Origin of the sequence: Microbacterium sp. VKM Ac-2923 (assembly GCF_022815605.1) — a bacterium.
Taxonomy (GTDB): Bacteria; Actinomycetota; Actinomycetes; order Actinomycetales; family Microbacteriaceae; genus Microbacterium.
In genome coordinates this window covers 177760-199431 of record NZ_JALGRP010000004.1, presented here as the reverse complement: position 1 = coordinate 199431, position 21672 = coordinate 177760, and the positions used below count along the sequence as shown (strand labels likewise).

Below are 21672 nucleotides of genomic sequence, written 5' to 3'. Positions count from 1 at the left end.
GATCGGGTGACCGTCTCCGAGCTCTTCGACCCCGCCGAGTGGACGCTCGCGCCCGGCGCCGAGCGATACACCGACATCACCGCGCACGTCACCCACGACGGGCGCGTCGCCCGCATCGCGTTCGACCGTCCCGAGGTGCGCAACGCCTTCCGCCCACATACCGTCGATGAGCTGCACCGCGCGCTCGACATCGCCCGCCAGGATCACCGCATCGGCGTCGTGCTGCTGACCGGCAACGGGCCGAGCACGAAAGACGGCGGTTGGGCGTTCTGCTCGGGCGGCGATCAGCGCATCCGCGGCCGCGACGGCTACAAGTACTCGCACGACGAGACCGCTGTGCACGATCCCGGCCGCGCCGGGCGCCTCCACATCCTCGAGGTGCAGCGCCTGATCCGTTTCATGCCGAAGGTCGTCATCGCCGTGGTCCCGGGGTGGGCTGCCGGCGGCGGGCATTCGCTCAACGTCGTGTGCGACCTCTCCATCGCGAGCGCCGAGCACGGCCGTTTCAAGCAGACGGATGCCGACGTCGGATCCTTCGACGCCGGGTACGGCTCCGCGTACTTCGCGCGCCAGATCGGTCAGAAGTTCGCGCGCGAGATCTTCTTCCTCGCGGAGGAGTACTCGGCCCAGCGGGCGTACGAGATGGGTGCCGTGAACCGCGTCGTGCCGCACGCCGAGCTCGAGCGGGAGGCGCTCGCGATGGCCCGAACGATCCTGACGAAGTCGCCCACCGCGATCAGGATGCTCAAGTACGCCTTCAACGCGGTCGATGACGGCCTGGTGGGGCAGCAGTTGTTCGCGGGGGAGGCGACGCGCCTCGCCTACGGAACCGATGAAGCGACCGAGGGTCGCGACTCCTTCCTCGAGAAGCGCGACCCCGACTGGTCCGACGTGCCGTGGCACTACTGACCGGGACCACCGAGACGTGAGAATCGGACCACCGGCGTCCACCAGCCCCCGCGACGTGCTGCGCGCCCTTCGGGCGGCGGTGCTGGGTGCAGGCCCGGCGGTCTCGCTGGGGCGGATCGACCCCCTCGGCGAGGTGCCCTCGGGCACCGCCGCGGTCGTGACGACGTCGGGATCGACGGGCGTGCCCAAATCGGTGGTGCTCTCGCGCAACGCGCTGATCGCGAGTGCCTATGCGACCGCGGCGCGTATCGGCGAGGGGTCGTGGCTGCTCGCCGTGCCGGCGACCTACGTCGCCGGGGTGCAGGTGCTCGTGCGGGCGTTCCTCGCCGACCGGGAGCCTGCCGTCCTCGGCGGTCCCTTCCGCCCCGAACCGTTCGCCGCCGCCGCCCTCGGTATGGCCTCGCACGACAATGGTGCGCGCGTGCCGACCTACACCTCCCTGGTCCCCGCGCAGCTTCAGCGCCTGTTGGATGCCGCCGACTCCGATCGCGCCGTCGCCCAGTCGCTGCGCTCGTTCGAGGCCATCCTCATCGGAGGGCAGGCGCTCGCGCCGTCGGTTCTCGAACGCGCGGCGGCCGCGGGCGCGAGGGTCGTGCGCACCTATGGCTCCACCGAAACCAGCGGCGGCTGCGTCTACGACGGCGTCCCTCTCGACGGCGTCGCCATGGCGATCGTCGAGGGGGAGGTGCGCTTGGCCGGGCCCACCCTTGCCGAGGGTTATCTCGACGAGCCGGAGCGCACGGCATCCCTCTTCCCCGTCGACTCCGACGGCACCCGCTGGTACCGCACCGGTGACGGGGGCGAGATCGTCGACGGAGAGCTGCACGTGTCCGGCCGCCTCGACAACGTCATCGTCTCGGGTGGGGTGAATGTGTCGCTGGACCGGGTGGAATCGACGGTGCGGAGCCTGGCGGGACTGGAAGCTGCGGTGGTCGTGCCGATCTCGGATGCCGTCTGGGGTCAAGGCTCGGCCGTCGTCCTGCCGCACGTCGAGGTGAGGGAGGTGTCCTCCGTGCTCGAGCGCGTCCGCGCCGCCGTCGGCGAGGCTCTCGGCGCCCCCGCGCGCCCGGCGCGCGTGGTGGTCGTCGACGAGGTGCCCGCACTCGACTCGGGCAAGCCCGACCGTGCAGCCCTCCGTCGCTGGCTGGCGGCGGGCGCACCCGGCACCCGGGCTTAGGATGAGCCTCCGTGGCAGCACAGTCTCGTAAGCGTTCGACATCCGCCGCGAAGCGGCGCCCGGGCGGCAACCCGCAGAAGCCCAAGAGCGGAGCGGCCCAGGCCGTGACCCCCGCGACCGCGCGCGACTGGATCGCGGCGGCGCGCCTGCGGACTCTTCCGCTCGCGATCACCCCGGTGCTGATCGGCACGGGGGCGGCAACCCTCGTCGACGACCGACTCCACTGGGTCATCGCCCTGGCCTGCCTCGCCGTGGCCTTCGCCCTGCAGATCGGCGTCAACTACGCCAATGACTACAGCGACGGCATCCGGGGAACGGACGACGTGCGAGTGGGACCGGGCCGCCTCACCGGCGGAAGGAAGGCGAAGCCGCGAACGGTGCTCCTGGTCGCACTGTCGTTCTTCGCGCTCGCCGCGCTCATCGGCCTGGCTCTGGTCATCCGCACGGGCCAGTGGTGGCTCCTCCTCGTGGGTGCCGTGTGCATCGTCGCCGCCTGGTTCTACACCGGCGGCAAGCGCCCCTATGGCTACAACGCGATGGGCGAGCTGTTCGTGTTCGTCTTCTTCGGCCTCGTCGCGACTCTCGGGACCACGTGGCTGCAGGTGTTCTCGCTGCCGCAGGAGGCGTGGTTCGGAGCCGTGGCCGCCGGCCTCCTGGCATGCGCGGTGCTCCTGGCCAACAACCTGCGTGACATCGATCAGGACCGCGTGGCGGGCAAGCGCACGCTGACAGTGCTCATCGGGCGGCGGGCGACGCAGGTGCTGTTCACAGTGTTCGTGCTCGTCCCGTTCGCCATCGCGGTCTTCCTGGCGTTCGTCTACCCGATCGCTTGGCTGACGCTCATCGCCCTGCTCGGCGGTCTCGCCGCGATTCTGATCGTGTGGACCTACCGTGCCCCGCGCGAGCTCATCACCGCCCTCCAGGTGACGAGCTTCACCTCCGTGGCCTACGGCGCGCTGCTGTTCTGGGCCTTCGCCGGCTGACGCCCGCACCGTCCTCAGGAGGCGAACTAGCCGAGGACAGCTGGTGTGAGTGGGCGGCGGGTCAGATGGCCGGGGGCTCGCCGGACTCGGTCGGCCTGTTTCGAGGGGTGCCGCGCTGCGCCGAATCCACGACGGCGTCTTCGGCATCTGCATCGGTCTCTGCACCCGTTCGCCGGCCGCTCGCGGTGCGCTGCGCGCGACGCTCGGCGAGACCGCCCGTGACGTTGTCGAGGGGGCGACGCAGGAACAGCAGCGACAGGCTGAAGCCGATGAGCGCCGCGAAGATGGCGGCGAGCCAGGGCAGCTCCTGGAACACGGGGAACAGCAGCAGGATGCCGAGGGGCACGAGGAACGCGAGGAGTCGCAGCACCGTGTAGACGAGGGCCGAGCGAGCGCGCATGCGCCCAGTCTACGACCGTCGTTCCCGCCGCTCCCACGAGTGGTTCGACGGCGGAAGACCGGATGACGCCTCCGGGCCGTCGCACAGCCGACGCACGTAGAATCGATCCATGGCACGGTTGCTTCTCATCCTGGCGCTCGTGGCGACCGTCTTCTGGGTCTACACGATCGTGGACTGCGCCGTGCAGCCGACCTCCCGTCACCGCGGAGTGAGCAAGGGCGCGTGGATGGCGATCGTCATCCTGCTGCCGGTGCTCGGTGGCATCCTCTGGTTCGTCATCGGTCGGGGTCGCGCCGCGGGCAAGCCGGTCGTGCGACGCGCGCCCGACGACGATCCGGAATTCCTGGGGCGTATGACGGCGTCGGCCCGCGCCGAGCAGGACGAGCGGATTCGCCGGCTCGAAGAAGAACTCGCGCAGCTCGATTCCGAGGCCGACGACCCGGAGCCGCCGCAGAAGCCGGTCGACCCCGACAACCCTCCGGGCAAGGGCGACGACGACACCCGCGGTCAGCGCGGCGCCGTCGGCTGAACGGCGGTGACCTCGCTCACAGGTGGCGCGCCCGCCACCGATGCCGCAGCCGCGCTCCTGAGCGGACTCGTGGCCCGGGGCGTGCGCCACATCGTGCTCAGTCCGGGGTCGCGATCCCAGGCCCTCGCGTTGGTCGCCGCCGACCTCGAGCGCGCGGGGCTCGTCCACCTGCACGTGCGTATCGACGAGCGCGTCGCCGGCTTCACAGCCCTCGGTATCGCCCGCGAGACGGGGATTCCCGCGGTCGTGGTGTGCACGTCGGGCACCGCCGTGGCCAACCTCCTCCCGGCCGCTCTCGAGGCCCACCACGCGGGCGTCCCCCTGGTGTTGCTCACCGCCGACCGCCCGGCCGAACTCCGCGGTGTGGGCGCCAATCAGACGACCCGCCAGCCGGGGCTGTTCCGCTCGGCCGCGCGGTTCGAGGCCGACCTGGCCGTTCCCGAACTGCTCGACGCCGCCGGTACCGGCGAGCAGACCGCCGCACTCGACGCTCTTGCGGCCGAGGCGCTGGCCGCCTCCCTCGGTGAGGGCATGCGTCCGGCCGGCCCCGTGCACGTCAACGTCCCCTTGCGCGAGCCGCTCGCCGGGGCGTCGCCGTCGTGGCTCGTCGAGCGGGCGGCATCCCGAGCCGTCGAGTCGCCGACGGACGCCACGGATGACGTCTCCGGCGCGCTCTACCAGGGCGGTGGCGGGATCGGAGTGGCCGACGTGGCCCCCGACATCGAGGCCGCGCACCGCATCGAGACCGGTCCGCGCACCCTCGTCGTCGCGGGAGCCGATGCGGGCGCCGCGGCCGAGCAGCTCGCCCACGCGGGAGGCTTTCCGCTGATCGCCGAGATCGTCAGCGGCGCGCGCTTCGGTCGGCAGATCGTGCACGGGTACCGCTCGCTGCTGCGCGAGCCCTCCCTCGGCGGACGCGTCGAACGCGTCGTGGTGTTCGGACGCCCGACTCTCAGCCGCGAGGTGGCGCTGCTGCTCGGGCGCGACGACGTGGAAGTGATCGCCGTGCGCGGCCCGGGAGAGCCCATCAACCTCAACGGCGCGACCCTCGCGGTCGACGCGGTGCGGGTGTCCGGCGACGCGGATCGCGCGTGGCTGGGGGAGTGGATGCGCGCGTCGCGCGACGCCGCCGTCGACCTGTCTCCCCCCGCCCCCGACGCCGACGGTCTGGCATCCGCGGTTCCGCACGAGCGGCTCGGGGCGATCAGCGCCGAGGTCGAGGTGATGCGTGCGCCGCTGGATCGCGCCGCGCTCGTCGACGCCCTCTGGCGGGCGACGTGGCCGCACGACCGCCTCGTGTTCGGCTCGTCGCGGCTGGTCCGCGTGGCCGACGAAGTGCTGGGCGGGAAGAAGGTCGCCGTTCACTCCAATCGCGGTCTCGCCGGCATTGACGGGACGATCGCCACGGCGACCGGAGTGGCCCTGGCGAGCCAGGTCGACGAGCGTCCGGGGGTCACCCGGCTGCTGCTGGGTGATCTGGCGTTCCTGCACGACGTGGGGGCGTTGCTGCTTCCTCCGGGAGAGGCCGAGCCGAGGCTGCAGGTCGTGGTGGGAAACGACGGGGGCGGCACGATCTTCGACGGCCTCGAGGTGGCCGGGGTGGCCGGGGCCGATGCGATGGCCCGCGTGCAGTACACCCCCCACACCGCGCGGCTCGAGCACCTCGCGCTCGCCTTCGGGTGGGAGTACCACCGGTGCACGACCCGGGTCGCGCTCGATCAGCTGCTCACCGCGCCCGCGGGAGGCCGCCAGCTCATCGAGGTCCCGCTCCTACGCTGATTCCCTCGTCAACGGGTGGTGCCGACGCGGGATGCCGCGGCACGATGACGGGATGAGTACGAGCAGCAGATGGTCCACGCCCGCCTCCGACGCGCTCCGTGTCGAGCCCGGCTTCCGCCTCAGCGAGATCGACCCGCGGTCGACGCCCGGTTACGACGGGAACAAGGCCACCGGCAAAGCCGACCTCGACGCCGGCCGGGAGCCACTGGAGGATCTGCAGGAGCGGCTCTTCGCCCAGAGCGTCGCGGGAACGGCCACCGGCTCGGTGCTGCTGGTCCTGCAGGCGATGGACACCGCGGGCAAGGGCGGAATCGTGCGGCACGTCGTGGGAGCCGTCGATCCGCAGGGCGTCGAGCTCGCCTCGTTCAAGAAACCCACCGCCGAGGAACTCGCGCACGATTTCCTGTGGCGCATCGAGAAGCGCCTGCCCGATGCCGGGCGCATCGGCGTCTTCGACCGCTCGCACTACGAGGACGTGCTCATCGGGCGCGTGCGCTCCCTCGCTCCGGCGTCGGAGATCGAGCGTCGATACGGAGCGATCGTCGCCTTCGAAGCGCAGGCCGCCGAGATGGGCATCCGGGTGGTCAAGGTCATGCTGCACATCTCGAAGGACGAGCAGCGCGAGCGTCTCGCCGAGCGCCTCGACCGGCCCGAGAAGCACTGGAAGTACAACCCCTCCGACGTAAACGAGCGCGAACTCTGGGACGACTACATGGACGCCTACCAGGTCGCCATCGAACGCACCTCGACGCCGATCGCGCCGTGGCACATCGTGCCCGCCGACCGCAAGTGGTACGCCCGTCTCGCGGTCCAGCAGCTGCTCATCGACGCCCTGACCGACATCGGTCCGCGGTGGCCGGCGGCCGACTACGACGTCGAGGAGGAGAAGCGTCGCCTCGCGGCATCCTGATCCGAGGTGACCGACGTCGCATCGGTCGGCGACTAGGCGAGAGCTTCGACGATGGGGCGGAACTTGACGCGCGTCTCGAGGAGCTCCGACTCGGGGACGCTCTCGGAGACGATCCCCGCACCGGCGTAGGCGGTGATCGCTGCGGTGGGCGATGACGGGGCCGCCCGGTCGATCTGCGCGCACCGGAGGGCGATGGCCCATTCCCCGTCGCCCGAGGCGCTCGTCCAGCCCACGGCACCCGCGTACCGGCCGCGATCGAACGGCTCGAGGCGTCGGATGACCTCGATCGCCGCCGCCGTGGGCGTGCCCGCGACCGCGGCGGTGGGGTGCAGGACCGAGAGCAGATCGAGCGAGGACGCGTCTTCGCTGAGCACGCCCTCGACGTCGGTGGCGAGGTGCCAGACATTCGGCAATTTGAGCGTGAAGGGCTGGTCCTCGGCCGCCAGTGACGACGTGTGCGGGCCGAGCGCCTTGAGCACGCTCTGGACGGCGAAGCGATGCTCGTCCTGATCCTTCACGCTCCGGCTCAGACCGACGGATGCCGCCACGTCGGCGTCCGTATCCCCTCCACGCGCCGCCGTGCCGGCGAGCACCCGGGCGGTCACCGTGCCGCCCGACACCGTCACCAGGGTCTCGGGGCTGGCGCCGATGAGCCCGTCGACGGCGAAGACCCAGCAGTCGGGGTAGCCCTCGAGCAGGGAACGCACGAGTCGGCGCAGGTCACTGCCCGCGGGAACGGTGCCGACGATGTCGCGCGCGAGCACCACCTTGGCCACCTCGCGGGCGCCGATCGCCTCGATGGCCTGACGGACGGCATCCTGATACTTCTCGGCCGTCTGCTGCCCGGGACCCAGGGTCGCCGACCAGTGCGGGCCGAAGGGCGAGCGCGGCGGGAGTTCGGGCTCGGGCTCGTCGGGGGTGTCGTCGAAGGCGAGGCGCGTGACCCAGGCGCGTCCGCTATGGCGGCCCACGATCATGCCCGGGACGCGCAGGACGTTCTCACGTGCGGACCGCGGGTCGAACACGAACGACCCGAAAGCCACCAGACCCGTTCCGGGTAGCCGCATGGGGTCGTCGATCTCGGCTGCCGCGGCGATGGCACGCCAGCGGTCGGAGATCGTGGCATCCCCCGGTCGTTCGCCGACATAGCGCAGCGTCAGCAGATCGCCGAAGGCGGCGAGCGACTCGCCTCGACGACTCCAGAAGAGCGGGTCGTAGGAGGTGGTGTACGCCAGGACGTCGTCCATCGGGGGCAGCTCGCGCGTGACCACCCGCAGGCGCGGCACGACGTCTTCCGCGGGTTCGAGCACGTCTTTCAGCGTAGACCCGCGCCCCGCGGGCGGGACGCGCGGAGCAGGACGGAGGCGATCGGCCGCTCGGTCACGGTCTGGCGGCGGGATCGCGGGCGGTCGGCCGCGGACGTCCTGCGTTGTGCCCCGCGTCGGGCGGGCTGCGTCCGGACAGAGGGCGGGGCGGGTCGCGACCATGGGCCGCGGCGGGCGATTTAGACTCCGGAACATGGATCCCCGACCCGCCCCCGGCACCCGCCTGCTGTTCGAGTGGCGCAAATGGGACGGCTCGCCGCACTGGGTGCAGGACAGCGTCTACCTCGGCGCCGACGAGTGGGGCGACTGGTTCGGGCAGCAGGTCGGATGGCGCAGCGCTCGCCCGGGGGCGGAGTTCGTCTGCCGTCAGCCGAACGTCACCCTGGTCCCGGCGAGCGGCGACTGGGCCTTCACCCACAACGCCGACCCGCACCCGGTCGCCGTCTACATCGACCTCGCCTGGGACGTGCGCTGGCACGATGACGGCGTGCCGCGCGGCATCGACATGGACCTCGACGTCGTGCGTCGCACCGACGGACGCGGGACGTGGATCGATGACCGCGACGAATGGGACGACCACCGCGTCCGGTACGGCTACCCGCTCGACATCGTCGACCACCTGGATGCCGCGGCCTCCGACCTCGAGCGACGGGTGCGCGCATACGAGGCGCCCTTCAGCGACGCGGTCACCGGTCCGTGGCTCGAGCGCCTCGCGGCTCTCGCAAGCCCCGGCGACCGCCCCGTCACCCCGGCCTAGACTCGACGAGTGAGCAGCGACCCCAACCGCGCCGACCTCGGCAAAGACCCGCAGCGCGTCAGCGGCATGTTCGATCAGGTCGCCGCCGCCTACGACCGCACCAACTCGGTGCTCAGCCTCGGCAACGACCGGCTGTGGCGCGTCGCGACGCTGCGGGCGGTGGCGCCGAAGAAGGGCGAACGGATCCTCGACCTGGCCGCCGGCACCGGCACCTCGTCGATGGCGTTCGTGCCGAGCGGGGCCCACGTGGTCGCCGCCGACTTCTCGCGCGGAATGATCGCCGAGGGGCGTCGCCGTCACGGGGACGTGCCGAATCTCGAGTTCGTGCAGGCGGATGCCACCGACCTCCCCTTCCGCGACGGCGAGTTCGACGCGGTGACGATGTCGTTCGGGCTGCGCAACGTCAACGACCCGCGCCGGGCGCTCCGCGAACTGCGCCGCGTAACCCGCCCCGGCGGCCGCATCGTCGTGTGCGAGTTCTCGCACCCGCCGTCGCCCGTCTTCAACGGCCTTTATCGGTTCTACAACGACCGCGTGCTGCCGATCGTCGCCAAGGCCGTGAGCAGCAATGCCGACGCGTACGACTATCTCAACGAGTCGATCCGCGACTGGCCGGACCAGCCGACGTTGGCCCGCTGGATGCGCGACTCGGGATGGGATGACGTGGAGTACCGCAACCTGTCGTTCGGCATCGTGGCCCTTCATCGCGGCATCCGTCCAGCCGACTGATCCCGGCGTCGGCGGCAGCTCCCGCCGTGCCTGATCGCTGTCAAGCGTCGAGATACCCGCGGCTGGCCCTCAGCGCGCCAGGCTAGGCTGAAAGAGTGACCCCGAGACCGCCCGCGGCCGGCTCCCGCCTGTCCGGCAAGATGGGCCTGAGCGACCGCATCTTCGCAGGCCTCCGTTCGCGCACCCTTCTCTCCACCGTCGAGGCCGGTCTCGCCCTCGTCGAGGCCGAGCTCGAGGGCGAGGTGCGAAGCGCCGACAAGCTGGCTGACGTCACCGCGCGCTATCTCTACGAGGCCGGCGGCAAGCGGGTGCGGCCGATGCTCGCGATCCTGACCGCGCAGCTGGGTCAGGGAACGACGCGCGAGGTGGTCGAAGTCGCCACCGCGCTGGAGCTCACACACCTCGGCTCGCTCTATCACGACGACGTCATGGATGGAGCGGACAAGCGCCGCGGGGTGCCGAGCGCCCAGACGGTGTGGGGCAACAACATCGCCATCCTCACCGGCGATCTGCTGTTCGCTCGCGCCAGCCAGCTCATGGCCCGCCGTGGCGAACGCGCGATCCAGCTGCAGGCCGACACGTTCGAGCGGCTCGTGCTCGGACAGATGCACGAGACCGTGGGCCCGCAAGAGGGCGACGAGCCCGTCGACTACTACCTTCGTGTCCTCGCCGACAAGACCGGCTCCCTCATCGCCGCCGCCGCCCAGTCGGGCGTCATCTACTCCGGCGCTCCCGAAGAGTACGAGCAGCCGATGGTCGTCTTCGGTGAGAAGGCGGGAGTCGCCTTCCAGCTGCTCGACGATGTCATCGACCTGTCGCCCGACCCGTCCGAGACGGGCAAGGTTCCCGGCACCGACCTGCGTGCGGGGGTGCCGACCATGCCGTACCTGCTGCTCGGACACCGCTCCGACGCAGCATCCGCCGACCTCCGTGCCCGCATCGACGAGGGACAGGAACGCATCGCCGATGGCGCCGACCCGTCGATCCTCGACGCGGCGCTCGCGGAGCTCCGCGACCACGAGACCACGCACGAGACTCTGCGTCTTGCGCACCAGTGGTCGCAAGAGGCGATCGACGCCCTTGCGCCCCTACCCGACGGCGCCGTGCGCGAGGCGCTGACGCGTTTCGCCCGCGCCGTGGCCGACCGCTCGGCCTGATCCCCTTTCCACCCCCCCGATCGCGATCGAGAGGACCCCATGACGAAGCTGCGCCTCGCCATCGTCGGAGCCGGCCCCGCCGGCATCTACGCCGCGGACATCCTGCTGAAGGCCGAGCGTCAATTCGACGTCTCGATCGACCTGTTCGAGCAGCTGCCCGCGCCCTACGGCCTGGTCCGCTATGGCGTGGCCCCCGACCATCCGCGCATCAAGGGCGTCGTCACGGCGCTGCGCGAAGTTCTCGACCGCGGCGATATCCGCCTGTTCGGCAACGTGCGCTTCGGCGAGGACATCACCCTCGACGACCTCAAGCAGCACTACAACGCCGTCATCTTCTCGACCGGCGCGATCCGCGACGCCGACCTCGACATCCCCGGCATCGACGCGCTCGGGTCGTACGGCGCGGCCGACTTCGTCAGCTGGTTCGACGGTCACCCCGATGTACCGCGCGAGTGGCCGCTGGAAGCCGAGTCGGTCGCGATCATCGGCAACGGCAACGTCGCCCTCGACATCACGCGCATGCTCGCGAAGCACGCCGACGACCTGCTGCCGACCGAAGTGCCCGACAACGTCTACCAGGGGCTGACGGCCTCGCCGGTCACCGACGTGCACGTGTTCGGTCGCCGCGGCCCGGCGCAGGTGAAGTTCACCCCGCTCGAGCTGCGCGAACTCGGTGAGCTGCGCGACGTCGACATGGTCGTGTACGACGAGGACTTCGACTACGACGACGCCTCGCGGGCGGCGATCGAGACGAACAAGCAGGTCAAGGTCATCGACCGCGTGCTGCAGCAGTGGCGCACCCGCCCGGGCGTGAACAACGCCGGCGGAGAAGCGTCGCGCCGCCTGCACCTGCACTTCTGGGCGAAGCCGCTCGAGGTCGTGAAGGACGACGAGGGTCGCGTGGCCGCCTTCCGCTACGAGCGCACGAAGCCCGACGCCGAGGGCGGCGTCATCGGCACCGGCGAGATCCGCGAGGTCCCCATCCAGGCGATCTACCGCGCGGTCGGCTACTTCGGTTCGCCGTTGAAAGACGTTCCCTTCGACGAGCGGCACGGCGTCATCCCGAATCACGAGGGTCAGGTGCTCTCGGCCGATTCGAACTCGCGTGTTCCCGGCGTCTACGCGACCGGGTGGATCAAGCGCGGGCCCGTCGGCCTCATCGGGCACACGAAGTCGGATGCCATGGAGACGGTACGCCACGTCATCAACGACCAGGGCGCGTGGTGGCGTCCCGCGCACCCCGAGGAAGAGGCCGTTCCGGCCCTCCTCGCCGAGCGCGGCGTGCGCTGGACCGACCTCGACGGCTGGCACCGCCTCGATGAGCACGAAGTGGCTCTCGGCGCCCCTCACGAGCGGGCGCGCATCAAGGTCGTCCCTCGCGACGAGATGATCGCGATCTCGCGCGGCGAGTGACTGTCTGACCTCGAACCGTCCCGTCCGATCGATGGGGCGGTTCACCGCCCACAGGCGTCAAATGCGCGGGGTATGGGGCGGCTACGCTTTCCGGATGCCAAGGACTCCTCCTACGAACCCCATCGTCGGGTCGTGGCGTTGGCTGGGTTATCAAGCGAATCGCTTCGAATCTCTTGCCCTCGTCTTGTCTGGGCTCCTCCTCGCCGGGGGCGGGCTCGTGGGGCTTAACGTGCCCTGGCTGAGTGTTCCGATGCTCATGGTGGGCACGGTTGTGCCTGTGGCGGCAACCGCGTGGAAGCGCCGCGAAGAAGAGGATGAAGAAACGTCCGATGCTCGAGCGCTGCTGCTTGAGCAGTCCCTCCGCCCTCTTCTCGAGCTCGCCGCGACGACCACCTCCCAGCCTCGGTCGGAGCGCCTGAGGACGGCGAAGTCGGCGGCCGAACGGGTGGTCGTGGAATTGGCGAACGCGTTCAGCGACGTCTCCGGGGTAAGGGTTGTCGTGTTCCGCATCGGTGAAGATGGCTCTGTCATGGAGCCCGGCCAGCCGGGTGGCAGGCAAGACCGTCCGAGTGCGTTCGTGCGCGGGACCCCGCGGGGTGACAAGGCGTTCGAAGTGCTTCAGGGACCGAAGCCTTTTGTTCGCGTCCCCGATCTCTCGGAGGTGGATCCTGACGAGTGGCAAGGGACGGGCAACGGCTATCAGACGTTCATTTCCGCACCCATCCGATCGTCGGAAGACGGTTTAGGACTTCTCACCGTCGATGCGCCGGTCGCCGACGCGCTCGAGGAACGTCATGGGGCAACACTTGCCCTCTTTGCGGCGGCACTCGGGGTGTTGTTCGCGGAAGCCGTGCGCGGTGGGGGAGGGGCGAGTTAGGGTAGTGAGCACCTGGAGGAACGGAGAGGCGGCCATGGGCAAAGTAAGACTTGCGTCCCCGCAGCCGAACTACCTTGAGAGGCCGATCACGGATCCGGAGCAGGCGATGAGCCGTGCCCGGGAATTGGTTCGTGAAAGTCGACGTGGCCGGGCTCGGTTTCTGATCTCGGTTTCTGCAGGCCCCGCGCGCTGAGTCGCTGCGTCCCTTCTGATTCGGTCTGCGGGGGAGATCCTTCTTCGGCGAACCTGCATCCGCGCATCGCAACTCGACGCGGTGCGATTGTCCGCCCGCGCGATTACCACCCCGCCAACGCCGGGGGCAAGCCTGAAGTCCCGAATCCACGCCGGTCGGCAGGATGGTGAGCACGACGCCGGGTACCGACGCCCCGCGCACAGAGGCGAGGGGGCCGGATGCGAACGGCGAGACGGATCGTGGCCGGAGCATCGGCGCTCGCCCTGGCGGGCACGCTCGGCGCCTGCTCCGCGGGTGATGGAGTGCCCACTCTCACCTGGTACATCAACCCCGACGACGGCGGTCAGGCCGAGATCGCGGCATCCTGCACCGAGGCGGCGAACGGGGCGTACCGCATCGAGACGTCCCTGCTGCCGCGCGATGCGGCATCGCAGCGCGAACAGCTCGCCCGGCGTCTCGCCGCGAGCGACCGGTCGCTCGACATCATGAGCCTCGACCCGCCGTTCATCCCCGAGCTCGCCGAGCCCGGGTTCCTCGCACCGGTTCCCGCCGATCTGCAGAGCACCGACGGCATCGTCCAGGGTGCGGTGCAGTCGGCGAGCTGGAACGGCGAGCTCGTGACCGTGCCCTTCTGGGCCAACACGCAGCTGCTCTGGTATCGCAAGTCGGTCGCCGAGGCGGCGGGCCTCGACATGACCCAGCCGGTCACGTGGGACCAGATCATGCAGGCGGCCCAGGATCAGAACAAGCAGCTGGGCGTGCAGGGTGCGCTCGCCGAGTCGCTCACCGTGTGGATCAACGCGCTCGTGGCATCCGGGGGCGGCAAGATCCTCGAGGATCCGGAGGCGGGTCCCGACGAGATGCAGCTCGGTCTGGAGTCGGATGCCGGGAAGAAAGCGGCCGACATCATCGGACGCATCGGCTCGTCGGGCCTGGGTGGTCCGGGTCTCCCGACGGCCGACGAGAACGCGAGCATGAATCTCTTCCAGGGCGACGACGGCTCGTTCATGGTCAACTGGCCCTTCGTCTACCCCGCCATGCAGGGTGCGGCCCCGGAGGTCGTCGACGACCTCGGGTGGGCGGTGTACCCCCGAGTGGATGCCGGGACCCCGGCCGCTCCTCCCGTCGGCGGCATCAACCTCGGCGTCGGTGCGTACAGCGAGAACGTCGACCTCGCCTGGCAGGCGGTGGCGTGCATCGTCAGCCCCGAGAACCAGGCCCAGTACTTCGTCACCAACGGCAATCCGCCCTCGAACCTCGCCGCGTACGACGACGCCGAGGTGACCGAGAAGTTCCCGATGGCCGACACCATCGCCGAGTCGCTGCAGCTCGGGGCGCCGCGGCCGCAGACGCCGTACTACAACGAGATCTCCATCGGACTGCAGCGCACCTGGCATCCACCGAACGCGGTGAACCCGGATTCGACGCCGCCGTCCTCGACCGACTTCATCCTCGCGGTGCTCAGAGGGGAGCGACTGCTGTGACCGACACGACCGTCACGCGCGCCACGCGGCGCGAAGAGGCAGCGGCTCCGAAGAAGAAGGAGCGCCGGTCGGACCGCGCGCGCGCCGAGGCCCGCCTGGGCTGGATGCTCGCCGGACCCGCCTTCGGCATCATGCTGCTGGTCACTCTGTACCCGATCGTGCAGGCGCTGTGGGACTCGCTCTTCAGTCTGCGCCTGACCGCCCCCGACGACCGGGCGTTCGTGTGGTTCCGCAACTACGCGGTGATCCTCAGCGACCCGGCGTTCTGGCAGTCGATGGGGGTGACGCTGTTCATCACCGTCGTGACCGTGCTGCTCGAGCTCATCATCGGCTTCGCGTTCGCGCTGGTGATGCACCGCGCGATCAAGAAGCTCCGCGGCTTCGCCCGGACGGCGATCCTCGTGCCCTACGGCATCATCACCGTCGTCTCGGCCTTCGCTTTCTTCTACGCCTTCGACATCAACTCCGGCGGATACGTCAACAGCTGGCTGGCGTGGATCCCCGGATTCGACGAGAACCTCAACTGGTTCGCCTATCAGGGCACGTCGCTCACGGTCATCATCCTCAGCGAGGTGTGGAAGACCACGCCCTTCATCTCCCTGCTGCTGCTGTCGGGTCTGGCGCAGGTGCCCGGCGACCTCGAGGAGGCGGCCAAGGTCGACGGCGCCACCTCGTGGGAGGTGCTGCGCCGCGTCATCCTCCCGAACATGAAGGCCGCGATCATGGTCGCCGTGCTCTTCCGCACGCTCGAGGCGTTCCGCATCTTCGACAACATCTTCATCATGACCGCGGGAGCCAACAACACCGAGGCGCTGTCACTGCTCGCTTACAACACCTCGATCGGGCGCCTGGAGATCGGTCTCGGCTCGGCGATCTCGGTGCTGCTGTTCCTCAGCGTGCTGATCATCGCGGGCATCTTCATCAAGGGATTCAAAGTGGATCTGTCGGCGGGAAAGAACTCGTGATGGGCGTTCCCGCGGGATCGCGGACCGGCATCCGGTGTGAAGGAGTGTGCAGCTGATGCGCGCAATGACCTGGCCCCAGCGGATCATGTGGCTCGTGATCATCGCGGCCGTGCTCGTGTGGTCGCTGTTCCCCGTGTTCTCGATCCTGATGACCTCGTTCAAGACGCAGGCGGGGCTCTTCTCGGGAACGCTCATCCCGCAGGAGTGGACGCTCGACAACTACGCGACGATCCTCGCCCCCGGCGGCAGCGCGCAGGACCTCTTCCTGCCGGCGCTGCGCAACTCGATCGGTATCTCGCTCATCGCGACCTTCATCGCGGTGGTGCTGGCGACGCTGTGCGCCTACGCGATCGCCCGCCTCGACTTCCCGGGCAAACGCATCATCCTCACGACGGCGCTCGCGGTGTCGGTGTTCCCGATCGTCTCGATCGTCACCCCGCTGTTCAACCTGTGGCGCGTGGTGGGCCTCTACGACACCTGGCTCGGGCTGATCATCCCGTACCTGTCGCTCACACTGCCGATCTCGATCTGGACCCTGGCGGCGTTCTTCCGCCAGATCCCGTGGGAACTCGAGCAGGCCGCGCAGGTGGACGGGGCGACGCCGTTCGAGGCCTTCCGCAAGACCGTGGTGCCCCTCGCGGCCCCCGGGGTATTCACCACCGCGATCATCGCGTTCTTCATCGCCTGGAACGACTTCGTCTACGGCATCTCGTTGACCTCGACGGATGCCGCCCGTCCGGTGCCGGCGGCCCTGTCGTTCTTCACCGGGGCCTCGCAGTTCGAGGAGCCCACCGGCGCCATCTCGGCCGCCGCCATCGTGGTGACCATCCCCATCGTCATCGTCGTCGTCATCTTCCAACGTCGTATCGTCTCGGGCCTCACGCAGGGCGCCGTCAAGGGATAAGGACTCACACCATGGCATCCATCACCCTGAACAGAATCGTCAAGACCTACGACGACGGGTTCACCGCGGTCCAGGGCGTCGACCTCGACATCGCCGACGGCGAGTTCGTGATCCTCGTCGGCCCTTCGGGCTGCGGCAAGTCGACGCTGCTGCGCATGATCGTCGGGCTCGAGGACATCTCCGACGGTGAGCTGAGGATCGCCGACGAGGTGGTCAACGACAAGGCGCCGAAGGACCGGAACCTGGCGATGGTCTTCCAGAACTACGCGCTGTATCCGCACCTCACGGTGTACGAGAACATCGCGTTCCCGATGCGCCTGAAGTCGAGCGACCTCAGCGACAAAGAGATCGACGAGCGCGTGCGCCGGGCCTCGAAGCTGCTCGAACTCGACGAGCACCTCCAGCGCAAGCCCGCGAACCTCTCCGGCGGCCAGCGTCAGCGCGTGGCGATGGGGCGCGCGATCGTGCGGAACGCCAGTGCGTTCCTGTTCGACGAGCCGCTCTCGAACCTCGACGCGAAGCTGCGCGGGCAGATGCGCACCGAGATCGCACGCCTGCAGCGCTCGCTCGGCATCACCACCGTCTACGTCACCCACGACCAGACCGAGGCCATGACCCTCGGCGACCGGGTCGCTGTGCTGCGCCGCGGCGAGCTGCAGCAGGTCGCGAGCCCCCGCGGGCTCTACGATCAGCCGGTCAATCTGTTCGTGGCCGGATTCATCGGCTCTCCGCCCATGAACTTCCTCAGTGGGACCGTGGACGGCGACACGCTGCGTCTGCCCATCGCCGACGTCCCGCTCGACGACCGGCTGCGCGCGGCCGTCGAGGGTCGCGACCTCGTCATCGTGGGTGTCCGGCCCGACGCGTTCGAAGACGCGGATGCCACGGAGCGCGACCTCACCGGCGGCATCACGGCCGAGTTCGACATCGAGATGACGGAGTGGCTCGGCGAGGTGCTGTACGCCTACGTGCCGTACGAGACCGACCCCACGGTGAAGGAGAAGCTGTCGGAACTCGACCGCGACCTCGACGGCGAGAGCCTGCGCACCGAACTAGTCGTGGCTCTGGATGCCATGAGCTCGATCCGCGCGGGGGACCGTTCGCGGCTGTGGTTCTCGCCGGACTCGCTGCACCTGTTCGACCCCGAGACGGGCGTGAACCTCACGCGCGACGAGGCGAAGGCCGAGAAGCTCGAGGAGGACGCCCGTCTCGCGCGGAAGCGCGCCCTGGAGCGGGCAAAGGAGCGGGCCGACCGCGAGGGGTCTTCGGCGGCGCGTTGAGGGACCCCGTGCGGCCTCGATCCGCTCTCGACACCGTCGGGCGGGGTCGGCCGCGTCAGACGGATGAACCGAGCTGGCCCAGCCACGCGTAGAACCCGATGAAGGCCGCCGATCCGCCGGCGGTGGCAAGACTCCCGAGCACGATCGGTGCGGTACGGGGTCGCGCGGCCAGGGCGCCGGCGGTCGCCAGCGCGATACCGAGCACGATCTGCAGGACCCAGTAGACGGGGCTGGTGGTCGCGGCGACGATCGTGAGGCCGTACACGCCCTCGCCGATCAGCACGGCCGCGACGGGAGCGGCCGCCAGGGGCTTCCACGACGCCGGCCCCGAGCGCACGAACGCGGCCGACAGGCCCACGATGGGTCCCGCCAGCACCCCGATGATCGTGAAGGTGTCCTGGAACGGTTCGGCGTAGAAGAATCCACGCCACCCCGACACGATGCGATAGCCCTCGATGAGCAGCACGAACGACACCGCCCCGAGTACGGCAGCGGGAAGGGGCTTCAGGCGCACCAGCCAGATGAGCCCGAAGGTCAAGATGGTCCACCCGCCGGCGGAGTTGGCGAACGACGTGAGCGCAGACGGCAGGAAGGTCTGCCCTCAACTGGTGAGGCCGCCGAGCACGAGAGACGCGGCGATGACGATCAGTGCGGGGACGAACCACTGCCGGGGGTGCATATCATCACGGTAGGCGGGCGGGTTCGCCCCCGCGTCCGCCTCGAGAGGGAGTCGCATCCGTCTCGGGGATGATGCCGGCGGCCGGATAGAGACGATCGCCGCGGGTCACGTGCCGCAGAAGGTCACGAACGGTCGTTCGGCGTCCGCGGGAGCCGACGCGAGCCGTCTGGCCAAGGGCGTCTCGCGCTCTCGATACGGGGTCCGCAGCACCTCGACGAGGTCCTCGACCGGGCGCAGGTCTCCCTGAACGGCGGCCGTCAGGGCCTCGTCCACGATGTGGTTGCGGGGGATGTAGATCGGGTTCGTCGCCGCGATCCGCGCGGCATCCGGTGCGTGGGCGGTCCAGCGAAGGGTCCAGGCACCGATCGCCGACGCGGCCGGTGCCGAGAGGCTGTGCTGCATCACGGACGGATCACCTCCGGTCGCGGTCACCAGATGCCGCCAGAAGCGCGTGAAGTCGAGGCGATGGGCCGCGAGCATCGACAGCACATCTTCCCCAAGCGCGCGCACTGTCAAGGGCGGGACCGCCGGTCCGAGACCCAGTTTCTCGCGGAACACCTCGGTCCACGCGTCCACATAGAGCCCGTCGAACGTCGAGACAATCTCCTTGGCGACCGATCGACCCTGGGAGGGATCGTCGGCGAGGGCGATCGACAGCGCTTCCCCGAGGCGGTCGAGGTTCCAGCGCATGATCTCCGGTTGGCGGCCGTACGCGTATCTGCCGTCGTGGTCGATCGAACTGAACACGGCATCCGGATCGTAGGCGTCGAGGAAGGCGCACGGACCGTAGTCGATGGTCTCGGCGGAGACGAGCACGTTGTCGGTGCTGAGCACTCCGTGGACGAACCCGACGCCCGTCCACCGCGCTGTCTGATCGGCCGCGGCGGCGGCGATCGCGGCGAGCAGAGCACGGGCGGGGTCCGGGTCTCCGATCAGGTGCGGATAGTGACGGCGGGTGACGTGATCGACCAGACGCAGCAGGAGAGACCTGTCGCCACGGGATGACGCGTACTCGAACGATCCGTACCGGACGTGACTCGAGGCGACGCGGGTCAGGACGGCGCCCGGGAGCACCTCCCCGTCGAGCAGGCGGGGGGCGCCTGTGGCGACGACCGCGAGCGCCCGGGTCGTCCGGATGCCGAGGGCGTGCATCGCTTCACCCATGACGAATTCGCGGAGCATCGGACCCACGGTGGCGAACCCGTCGACGCGCGACATCGACGTCGGCCCGATGCCTTTCGCGTGGACGTCGCGGAGGGATCCGGTTCTGTCGCGTCGTTCGCCGAGGAGGGCGGCGCGACCATCGCCGAGGAGCGGTCGGAAAACGCCCCACTGGTGTCCCGCGTAGACCTGAGCGACGGGCCGCGAACCCGGCGCACGGCGCTCGCCGGTGAGAAAACGGAGCCCGGCGTCGGTGCGCAGCAGCCGGGGGTCGAGATCGAGGTCCCGCGCGACCCCCTCGTTCAGCACGAGAAGGCGCGGGTCCGGCGTCGATCGTGGTCGGGCGGACCGCGACAGCTCGGGGAATGTATCAGCCCACGCGCTGGTCAGCGCGGGGAGAGCAGTGGGGTGCTCGTCGACGGCGGAGTGCGGGGGCACCCACGGGCCGGGCGGGCCGTCCTGATCGGGCGCGGAGAGCATGAGGGGAGTATGGCCGGTCCGCGATCTCGGTGCGGGCCCGTGACGTCGGACGGCGCTTTTCGACGCCGTGTGACGTGCGGTCGCGGAGGTGAGGGAGGCCCTGCGCGAGAGAACCCTCCCTCACCTCGGCGCGATCAGTCGGCGCGGTCGGCCGCCGCGTACTTCTCCGCGAGCTCGTCGTCTCCCACCGCCGCGGCGGTGACGCTCTTGCGTCCCGCGTAGACGTCCCGATCGATCTCATCGGTGCCGTTCGCCACGAGCATCGCGACCATCGTGTCGCCGTTGACGTTGAGGAACGTCCGGAAGATGCCGGTGAACCAGTCGACCGCGATGAGCAGTCCGACCGCCTCGAGCGGGAGCCCGAGCGAGGTGGCGAGGAAGGTCGCGGCGACGGCGAAGCCGCCGGGAACCGTGATCGTGCCCATGTTCAGCATGATCGCCAGTGCCATGCCGAGGATGATCTGCCCGGGAGTCAACTCCACCCGCCCGGCCTGGGCGAGGAAGAGGATGACGATCGTGTAGTTCAGTACCGCGCCGTACGACCCCATCGTCAGGCCCACCGACAGCGTGAAGTTCGCCACGCGCTGGCTGATCCCGACCTTTTCGACGGCGTTCTTCAATACGGTGGGGAAGGTGACGGCCGAGCTCGTCGTCGTGACGGCGATGACCGTCTGCTCGGCGAGCTTGCCGGGGAGGGCGGCCGGGTTGAGACGGGTGCGCACGCTGACCACCACGACGAACAACGCGGTGACGATCAGAACGCCCACCAGCGTGGCGCCCAGGTACGACAGTGCGGTCGTCACCACGGCGAAGCCCACGTCACCGGCGAGCGCCGCCAGCAGGCAGAACACCCCGATCGGCGCGATGCGCATGACCAGGCGGATCATGCCGAGGATGATCTGCTGCAGCTGGTCGAGCAGGGTGACGACGAGTTTGTTCCCCGTCGTGCGGACGTAGCCGTTCAGGGCCAGGCCGAACAGGAGCGAGAAGACGATGATGGGCAGCATGCTCGCGGTCGACATCGCGTTGAAGATGTTCGTCGAGACGAAGCCCAGGACGGTCTCCTGCCAGCCGGCGGGCGTCGCCGCCTCCTGCAGAGCGGGGTCGACCGCGCCGGAGTAGTCGATGCCCGCACCGGGGCGCACCACGGTCGCGAGCGCCCAGCCGACGATCGCGGCGACGACCGAGAAGCCGATCATCCACGCGAAGGTGCGTCCCGCGAGGCGTCCCATCCCCGACCCGGTCATGGAGCCCGTGGCCACGATCACCGAGGCCATCACGAGAGGCACGATCGCCATTTGGATGAGGCGGATGAACAGGTCGCCCACGAACTTCAGGTTCGCCGCCCACTCACCGGTGATGAGGCCGAAGACGATGCCGAGTACCGCCGCGAGGGCGATCAGGCTCGCCGGGTGGCGCAGGATCCGCCAGGTCGTCGCGAGACCGCGACCACCGTTCGTGATGTCTTGGTTGGTCATGACCGCTCCTCCGCAGATGTCCCTTGGTCGGTCCAATTGTGCGGGGGGCGCGTTTCAACGACCGGTTTTGCGTGTTTCCAGCCCGTTACGGTCTGACCAATCG

Annotated in this window: 21 protein-coding genes; 15 read left to right on the top strand and 6 right to left on the bottom strand. The window is 69.6% G+C overall.

Annotated elements, in window-relative coordinates; translation table 11 throughout:
• Positions 1-6 precede the first annotated feature (6 nt).
• From MT347_RS08785 to MT347_RS08775, 3 genes are read left to right on the top strand one after another with little or no spacing between them, the layout of a single operon-like run.
• The gene (locus MT347_RS08785; RefSeq protein WP_243500178.1) at positions 7-909 is read left to right on the top strand and encodes a 1,4-dihydroxy-2-naphthoyl-CoA synthase; all 903 of its coding nucleotides are present in this window, start codon (positions 7-9) and stop codon (positions 907-909) included.
• Between the two features lie 16 nt (positions 910-925).
• Entirely contained in the window at positions 926-2086 is a 1161-nt protein-coding gene (locus tag MT347_RS08780) for an AMP-binding protein (RefSeq protein WP_243500175.1), read from the top strand.
• A gap of 11 nt (positions 2087-2097) precedes the next feature.
• Positions 2098-3069 carry a 1,4-dihydroxy-2-naphthoate polyprenyltransferase gene (locus tag MT347_RS08775; RefSeq protein WP_243500173.1) on the top strand — a complete coding sequence of 324 codons (972 nt, stop codon included), beginning with the start codon at positions 2098-2100 and terminating at the stop codon, positions 3067-3069.
• A gap of 61 nt (positions 3070-3130) precedes the next feature.
• Here the strand turns inward: MT347_RS08775 and MT347_RS08770 are convergent, their stop codons facing one another.
• Complete coding sequence (locus MT347_RS08770; RefSeq protein WP_243500171.1) at positions 3131-3469, bottom strand: DUF4229 domain-containing protein; 339 nt, start codon at positions 3467-3469, stop codon at positions 3131-3133.
• 109 nt (positions 3470-3578) lie between these two features.
• Here MT347_RS08770 and MT347_RS08765 point away from each other — a divergent pair, with 109 nt between their 5' ends.
• Genes MT347_RS08765 through MT347_RS08755 form a run of 3 tightly spaced genes read left to right on the top strand, consistent with a single transcriptional unit; the run spans position 3579 to position 6687 of the window.
• Entirely contained in the window at positions 3579-3998 is a 420-nt protein-coding gene (locus MT347_RS08765) for a PLD nuclease N-terminal domain-containing protein (protein ID WP_243500169.1), read from the top strand.
• A gap of 6 nt (positions 3999-4004) precedes the next feature.
• Positions 4005-5777: a 2-succinyl-5-enolpyruvyl-6-hydroxy-3-cyclohexene-1-carboxylic-acid synthase gene (menD, locus tag MT347_RS08760; protein ID WP_243500167.1), complete on the top strand. Its 1773-nt coding sequence runs from the start codon at positions 4005-4007 to the stop codon at positions 5775-5777.
• Positions 5778-5829: 52 nt separating this feature from the next.
• On the top strand, positions 5830-6687 hold the full coding sequence (locus tag MT347_RS08755; RefSeq protein ID WP_243500165.1) for a polyphosphate kinase 2 family protein: 858 nt from the start codon (positions 5830-5832) through the stop codon (positions 6685-6687).
• A gap of 32 nt (positions 6688-6719) precedes the next feature.
• On the opposite strand, the gene MT347_RS08750 is transcribed toward MT347_RS08755, so the two are convergent.
• Positions 6720-7934 carry an isochorismate synthase MenF gene (locus MT347_RS08750; protein WP_243500490.1) on the bottom strand — a complete coding sequence of 405 codons (1215 nt, stop codon included), beginning with the start codon at positions 7932-7934 and terminating at the stop codon, positions 6720-6722.
• 271 nt (positions 7935-8205) lie between these two features.
• Between MT347_RS08750 and MT347_RS08745 the strand changes: the two genes are divergently transcribed.
• The 9 genes from MT347_RS08745 (at position 8206) to MT347_RS08705 (ending at position 17771) form a co-directional block, all read left to right on the top strand.
• Positions 8206-8769, top strand: coding sequence for a DUF402 domain-containing protein (locus tag MT347_RS08745; RefSeq protein ID WP_243500163.1), 564 nt, complete (start codon positions 8206-8208; stop codon positions 8767-8769).
• Between the two features lie 9 nt (positions 8770-8778).
• Positions 8779-9498, top strand: a complete 720-nt coding sequence (locus MT347_RS08740; RefSeq protein ID WP_308194225.1) for a demethylmenaquinone methyltransferase — start codon at positions 8779-8781, stop codon at positions 9496-9498.
• A 95-nt stretch (positions 9499-9593) separates the two neighbouring features.
• Positions 9594-10655, top strand: coding sequence for a polyprenyl synthetase family protein (locus MT347_RS08735; RefSeq protein ID WP_374206521.1), 1062 nt, complete (start codon positions 9594-9596; stop codon positions 10653-10655).
• A 39-nt stretch (positions 10656-10694) separates the two neighbouring features.
• Positions 10695-12068: an FAD-dependent oxidoreductase gene (locus MT347_RS08730; protein WP_243500161.1), complete on the top strand. Its 1374-nt coding sequence runs from the start codon at positions 10695-10697 to the stop codon at positions 12066-12068.
• A gap of 250 nt (positions 12069-12318) precedes the next feature.
• The gene (locus tag MT347_RS08725) at positions 12319-12945 is read left to right on the top strand and encodes a hypothetical protein (protein ID WP_243500159.1); all 627 of its coding nucleotides are present in this window, start codon (positions 12319-12321) and stop codon (positions 12943-12945) included.
• 411 nt (positions 12946-13356) lie between these two features.
• Entirely contained in the window at positions 13357-14622 is a 1266-nt protein-coding gene (locus MT347_RS08720) for an extracellular solute-binding protein (protein WP_243500156.1), read from the top strand.
• Positions 14619-15587: a carbohydrate ABC transporter permease gene (locus tag MT347_RS08715; protein WP_243500154.1), complete on the top strand. Its 969-nt coding sequence runs from the start codon at positions 14619-14621 to the stop codon at positions 15585-15587. Before MT347_RS08720 ends, MT347_RS08715 begins: the two co-directional genes overlap by 4 nt.
• 55 nt (positions 15588-15642) lie before the next feature.
• Positions 15643-16491, top strand: coding sequence for a carbohydrate ABC transporter permease (locus MT347_RS08710; protein WP_243500152.1), 849 nt, complete (start codon positions 15643-15645; stop codon positions 16489-16491).
• Between the two features lie 11 nt (positions 16492-16502).
• Positions 16503-17771 carry an ABC transporter ATP-binding protein gene (locus MT347_RS08705; protein ID WP_243500150.1) on the top strand — a complete coding sequence of 423 codons (1269 nt, stop codon included), beginning with the start codon at positions 16503-16505 and terminating at the stop codon, positions 17769-17771.
• A gap of 55 nt (positions 17772-17826) precedes the next feature.
• On the opposite strand, the gene MT347_RS08700 is transcribed toward MT347_RS08705, so the two are convergent.
• From MT347_RS08700 to MT347_RS08690, 4 genes are all read right to left on the bottom strand, one after another.
• On the bottom strand, positions 17827-18360 hold the full coding sequence (locus MT347_RS08700; protein ID WP_279391198.1) for a DUF6518 family protein: 534 nt from the start codon (positions 18358-18360) through the stop codon (positions 17827-17829).
• A gap of 12 nt (positions 18361-18372) precedes the next feature.
• Positions 18373-18507: a hypothetical protein gene (locus MT347_RS18150; protein WP_279391169.1), complete on the bottom strand. Its 135-nt coding sequence runs from the start codon at positions 18505-18507 to the stop codon at positions 18373-18375.
• A 48-nt stretch (positions 18508-18555) separates the two neighbouring features.
• On the bottom strand, positions 18556-20091 hold the full coding sequence (locus tag MT347_RS08695) for a YdiU family protein (protein ID WP_243500145.1): 1536 nt from the start codon (positions 20089-20091) through the stop codon (positions 18556-18558).
• Between the two features lie 134 nt (positions 20092-20225).
• Positions 20226-21569 (bottom strand): dicarboxylate/amino acid:cation symporter, encoded by a 1344-nt coding sequence (locus MT347_RS08690; protein ID WP_243500143.1) that lies wholly within the window; start codon positions 21567-21569, stop codon positions 20226-20228.
• Positions 21570-21672 lie beyond the last annotated feature (103 nt).

Coding starts and splice junctions, on each gene's coding strand:
- MT347_RS08770 (WP_243500171.1), bottom strand. CDS start 3,469: ATGCGCGCTCGCTCGGCCCTCGTCTACACGGTGCTGCGACTCCTCGCG.
- MT347_RS08765 (WP_243500169.1), top strand. CDS start 3,579: ATGGCACGGTTGCTTCTCATCCTGGCGCTCGTGGCGACCGTCTTCTGG.
- MT347_RS08755 (WP_243500165.1), top strand. CDS start 5,830: ATGAGTACGAGCAGCAGATGGTCCACGCCCGCCTCCGACGCGCTCCGT.
- MT347_RS08750 (WP_243500490.1), bottom strand. CDS start 7,934: ATGGACGACGTCCTGGCGTACACCACCTCCTACGACCCGCTCTTCTGG.
- MT347_RS08745 (WP_243500163.1), top strand. CDS start 8,206: ATGGATCCCCGACCCGCCCCCGGCACCCGCCTGCTGTTCGAGTGGCGC.
- MT347_RS08730 (WP_243500161.1), top strand. CDS start 10,695: ATGACGAAGCTGCGCCTCGCCATCGTCGGAGCCGGCCCCGCCGGCATC.
- MT347_RS08725 (WP_243500159.1), top strand. CDS start 12,319: ATGCTCATGGTGGGCACGGTTGTGCCTGTGGCGGCAACCGCGTGGAAG.
- MT347_RS08720 (WP_243500156.1), top strand. CDS start 13,357: ATGCGAACGGCGAGACGGATCGTGGCCGGAGCATCGGCGCTCGCCCTG.
- MT347_RS08710 (WP_243500152.1), top strand. CDS start 15,643: ATGCGCGCAATGACCTGGCCCCAGCGGATCATGTGGCTCGTGATCATC.
- MT347_RS08705 (WP_243500150.1), top strand. CDS start 16,503: ATGGCATCCATCACCCTGAACAGAATCGTCAAGACCTACGACGACGGG.
- MT347_RS18150 (WP_279391169.1), bottom strand. CDS start 18,507: ATGCGACTCCCTCTCGAGGCGGACGCGGGGGCGAACCCGCCCGCCTAC.
- MT347_RS08695 (WP_243500145.1), bottom strand. CDS start 20,091: ATGCTCTCCGCGCCCGATCAGGACGGCCCGCCCGGCCCGTGGGTGCCC.
- MT347_RS08690 (WP_243500143.1), bottom strand. CDS start 21,569: ATGACCAACCAAGACATCACGAACGGTGGTCGCGGTCTCGCGACGACC.